The sequence below is a fragment of the Streptomyces sp. URMC 123 genome (assembly GCF_051386515.1).
GTDB lineage: Bacteria > Actinomycetota > Actinomycetes > Streptomycetales > Streptomycetaceae > Streptomyces.
This window is the reverse complement of record NZ_JBPQTV010000467.1, coordinates 1-3,818: the sequence shown is the minus strand read 5'-3', so window position 1 is coordinate 3,818 and position 3,818 is coordinate 1. Positions and strand designations below refer to the sequence as shown.

4 protein-coding genes are annotated in these 3,818 nt (G+C 75.4%); 1 reads left to right on the top strand and 3 read right to left on the bottom strand.

Annotated features, from left to right (window positions below):
• Positions 1-405, top strand: a 405-nt coding sequence (locus ACSNOD_RS29455) for a hypothetical protein (protein ID WP_436770131.1), incomplete at its 5' end; no start/stop codon positions are given.
• A 496-nt stretch (positions 406-901) separates the two neighbouring features.
• On the opposite strand, the gene ACSNOD_RS29450 is transcribed toward ACSNOD_RS29455, so the two are convergent.
• The 3 genes from ACSNOD_RS29450 to ACSNOD_RS29440 form a co-directional block, all read right to left on the bottom strand.
• A complete protein-coding gene (locus ACSNOD_RS29450) occupies positions 902-1,864 on the bottom strand; it encodes a 3-oxoacyl-ACP reductase (protein ID WP_436770130.1) in 963 nt (320 codons plus the stop codon).
• Between the two features lie 65 nt (positions 1,865-1,929).
• Positions 1,930-3,015 (bottom strand): Zn-dependent alcohol dehydrogenase, encoded by a 1,086-nt coding sequence (locus tag ACSNOD_RS29445; RefSeq protein WP_436770129.1) that lies wholly within the window; start codon positions 3,013-3,015, stop codon positions 1,930-1,932.
• Positions 3,016-3,057: 42 nt separating this feature from the next.
• Positions 3,058-3,818: MaoC/PaaZ C-terminal domain-containing protein (locus tag ACSNOD_RS29440; protein ID WP_436770128.1), on the bottom strand; the 761-nt coding region annotated here is incomplete at its 5' end.

Sequence of the window (3,818 nt, the reverse complement as noted above, 5' to 3'; positions counted from 1 at the left end):
AGCACCTCGCTGTCCGGCTCCTCCGGCTGGTCGGCGGGGAGCGGCACCGCGTACGGCGGGGTGAACGGCACCGGAGCGGTGCGGGCCGAGACAGGCGGTGGTGGCGATGGGACCACGGAGACGGTTGGCGCGGCGGAGGCGGAGCCGGTGCGGGAGGCGCCACCGGAGGCGGCCATGGCCTTCGAGCCCCTCGCCGGTGCGGCCGCCGGGGCCGCCGCAGCGGCCGGGGAACCGCCTGCGCCCCGGAAACCGGCCGCGTCCGGGGGGCCGCCCGTGTCCGGCGAGTCGGCTGCGCCCGAGGAGCCGGCCGCGCCCGGGGAGGCGGCCGCGCCGCCCGGTCCGCCGCCCGTCCGCAGACCCGTGCCGCTGCAACAGGCCCCGCTGGCGGCCCGCCTCCCGCACTGAGGCCCGCCACCGGCAGAGGATTGATGGCGTGTCAGCGCCATGCTCCGCGACCGCGCGCGACGCGGCCGCGGCAATGGCTTGGGTCAAGATCCGTGCCCTGGATACACTCGCGCGGGGGCTACGCAGCCGGTTGACCCGGCCACCGATCGATGGACAGAACCGGTGTTGCCGCGGCGGTCCCGACGCGTACAGCACAAGCGATTCGACGGAGTGACTCTTCACATGCCCGAGGCCCGAACCGACATGACGACCGAGGCAGGCCGGCACGAGGCGGCGCACGCCCAGGCCGTGGCCGCCGGCTCCGGCAGGCACCGCGGACCCGCCTCTTCGGACGACCACCAGGCACCGGCGCACGGCCGGCACCGGCGTCCCGGAAACGAACCCACGCTTCCGCCGCAGTACTTCTGACGGGTGCCGCTGCCGCGGTAGGTCCGACCGTACGGTCGGCAGCGGAACGGCCGCACCGGTGCGGCCGGGGCACCGGTACGGCCGTGTCTCAGCCCCGGGCCGTGCCGCCCTTGCGCAAGCCCAGGACCTCCGTGGCGGCGAAGGTCTCGTCCGGCGGGCGCCGCGCGAAGTACGGCGTGAGGTGCTGGTCCAGTTCCTCGAAGGTGAACATGTCCTTCGCCGTGTCGAAGGCGGCCGCCACCCGGGGGCGCTCCAGCACGGCGACCATGCCGCCGTGCACCACGAACACCTGGCCGGTGATCCGCGCGGCCGCCGGGGCGGCCAGATAGCCGACGAGCGGGGCGACGTGCTCGGCGGCCAGCGGGTCCGGCCCGCCGCCGTCCCGGGCGGCGGGGACGCCGGCGAAGACGTCCTCCGTCATCCGGGTCCTGGCCCGCGGACAGATGGCGTTGACGGTCACCCCGTACTTCGCGAGCGCCTGGGCCGTGCTGGTGGTCAGGCCCACGATGCCGCCCTTGGCCGCGGCGTAGTTGGGCTGCCCCGGCGAGCCGGCGAGGAACGCCTCGGAGGAGGTGTTGACGATCCGTCCGCCGACGGGCTCGCCGGTGGCCTTGTGCCGCTCCCGCCAGTGCGCGGACGCGAAGCGGATCGTGTTGAAGTGGCCGGTGAGATGGACCCGAATCACGGAGTTCCACTCGTCCTCGGTCATGGCGAAGACCATGCGGTCGCGCAGGATGCCGGCGTTGTTGACGAGGATGTCGAGCGTGCCGTAGGCGGCGACGGCGGTGTCCACGAGCTCGCGGGCCCGGTCGAAGTCCGCGATGTCGCCGACGTGGGCGAGGGCCTGCCCGCCGGCGGCCCGGATCTCCTCGGCCACCTGCTCGGCCGGGGCCGCGGAGACCGGGCCCGAGCCGTCGCGGCCGGGCCGCCCGTGGTCGTTGACGACGACCCGGGCGCCGAGCCGGGCCAGCTCCAGGGCCTCGGCGCGGCCCAGGCCCCGCCCGGCGCCGGTGACGACGGCGGTCCTGCCGTGCAGCGGGAGCGTGGGCATGTCCCTCCTGAGGTCGGGCCCGCCGCGCGGGGCCGCGGGCGGCCGGGGCGGCTCTCTGAGCCTGTTCAGAGCGTGACGCAGGTGCGCAGCGCCTCGCCCGACCGCATCTGGTCGAGCGCCTCGTTGATCCCGGCGAGCGGCACCCGGTGGGTGATCAGGCCCTCCAGGTCGATGCGCCCGGCGCGCCAGAGCGTGATGGCCCGCTCGTACGACCAGAGCACGTCACCGCCGCCGTACAGCGACGGCAGGATGCGCTTCTCGTCGAAGAAGAGCTCGAACATGTTGAGTTGGAAGAAGTCGTCCATGGCGCCCGCGCCGACGACGCAGAGGGTGCCGCCGCGCCGGGTGGCCTCGTAGGCCGTGCGGACCGTGGCGGAGGTGCCGACGACCTCGAAGACGTGGTCGAAGCCCTCGCCGCCGGTGAGCCGGGCCTTGGCGTCGGAGAGCTGGTCGGGGGCGACGGCCTCGGTCGCCCCGAAGCGCAGCGCGGCGCCGCGCCGGGACTCGACCGTGTCGACGGCGACGATGCGCGCCGCCCCGGCGACCCGGGCGCCCTGGAGGGCGCTGAGCCCGACCCCGCCGCAGCCGATGACCGCCACCGTGGCGCCGGGCTCCACCCGGGCGGTGTTGAGGACCGCGCCGAGCCCGGTGGTGACGCCGCAGCCGATGAGGGCGGCGACATCGAACGGGACGTCGTCGGGGATCGGCACGGCGCAGCGCGCGTCGACCACGATCTCCTCGGCGAAGGTCCCGGTGCCGGCGAAGCCGTAGACGTCCTCGGGGCTCGCGCCGGCGCGCCGGAAGGTGGCGTTCCCGGCGTTGAGGAAGCCGGTGAGGCACAGATGGGACTGGCCGCGCCGGCAGGAGGGGCAGCTTCCGCAGGCGGGCAGCCAGCAGACCAGGGCGCGGCTGCCCGGCTCCAGGCCGGTGACGCCCTCGCCGGTCTCCAGGATCTCGCCGGCGCCCTCGTGGCCGGGGACGAAGGGGGCGGGCTGCGGCAGGACGCCGCTCATCGCGGAGAGGTCGGAGTGGCACAGTCCGGCGACGCGGACGCGGAGCCGCACCTTTCCGGGGCCGAAGCCGACCGGCTCGATGTCGTCGACGACCTCCAGCTTGTCCTGGCCGGTCTGGTGCTGTACGGCTGCGCGCACGGTGGAGCTCCCTTCACGACGGGAGGGGCGGGGGTGGGTCGGTCAGGTGTGTTCGATCACGGTGTCGGTGAGGACGGGGGCGTCGTCCCGCTCGACGGCGGTGGCCGTGACCTGGAGGGCGCCGGCGCGGGGGGTGTCGCGCCAGACGCGGATGCGCAGGGTCTCGCCGGGGAAGACGACGCCGGCGAACCGGGTGGCGTAACTGCGCACCCGGGCCGGCTCGCCGCCCAGCACGGTGTCGACGACGGCCTTGAGCACCACCCCGTAGGAGCACAGCCCGTGCAGGATGGGCCGGTCGAAGCCGGCGACCTTGGCGAACTCGGGGTCGATGTGGAGCGGGTTGCGGTCGCCGGAGAGCCGGTAGAGCAGCGCCTGGTCCTCGCGCAGGGGGCGGATCACCGTGCGGTCGGGCTCCCGGGCGGGCACGGGTGGGCCGCCGCCGGGGCCGCGCTCGCCGCCGAAGCCGCCCTCGCCGCGGACGAAGATGCGGGTGTCGCAGGTCCACAGCGGCCCGTCGCCGTCGAAGGTCTCCGAGCGCAGCACGATCAGCGCGGCGGAGCCCTTGTCGTACACGTCCTGGATGCGGGAGACCTGGGTGGCGGTGCCGCGTACGGGGATGGGGCGGTGGCTGTCGACGCGCTGGCCGCCGTGGAGGACGGCGGCCAGGTCCACGTCGACGCCGGGCGCGGCGAGGCCGCCCATCAGGGCCATTTCGCCGCCGGCGACGGTGGCGAAGCTCGGCAGCACGTGGAGGCGGCTCTCCAGGGTGTAGCGGAGTTCGTCGGGGTCGGTGGCGGGGTGGG

Coding starts and splice junctions, on each gene's coding strand:
- ACSNOD_RS29450 (WP_436770130.1), bottom strand. CDS start 1,864: ATGCCCACGCTCCCGCTGCACGGCAGGACCGCCGTCGTCACCGGCGCC.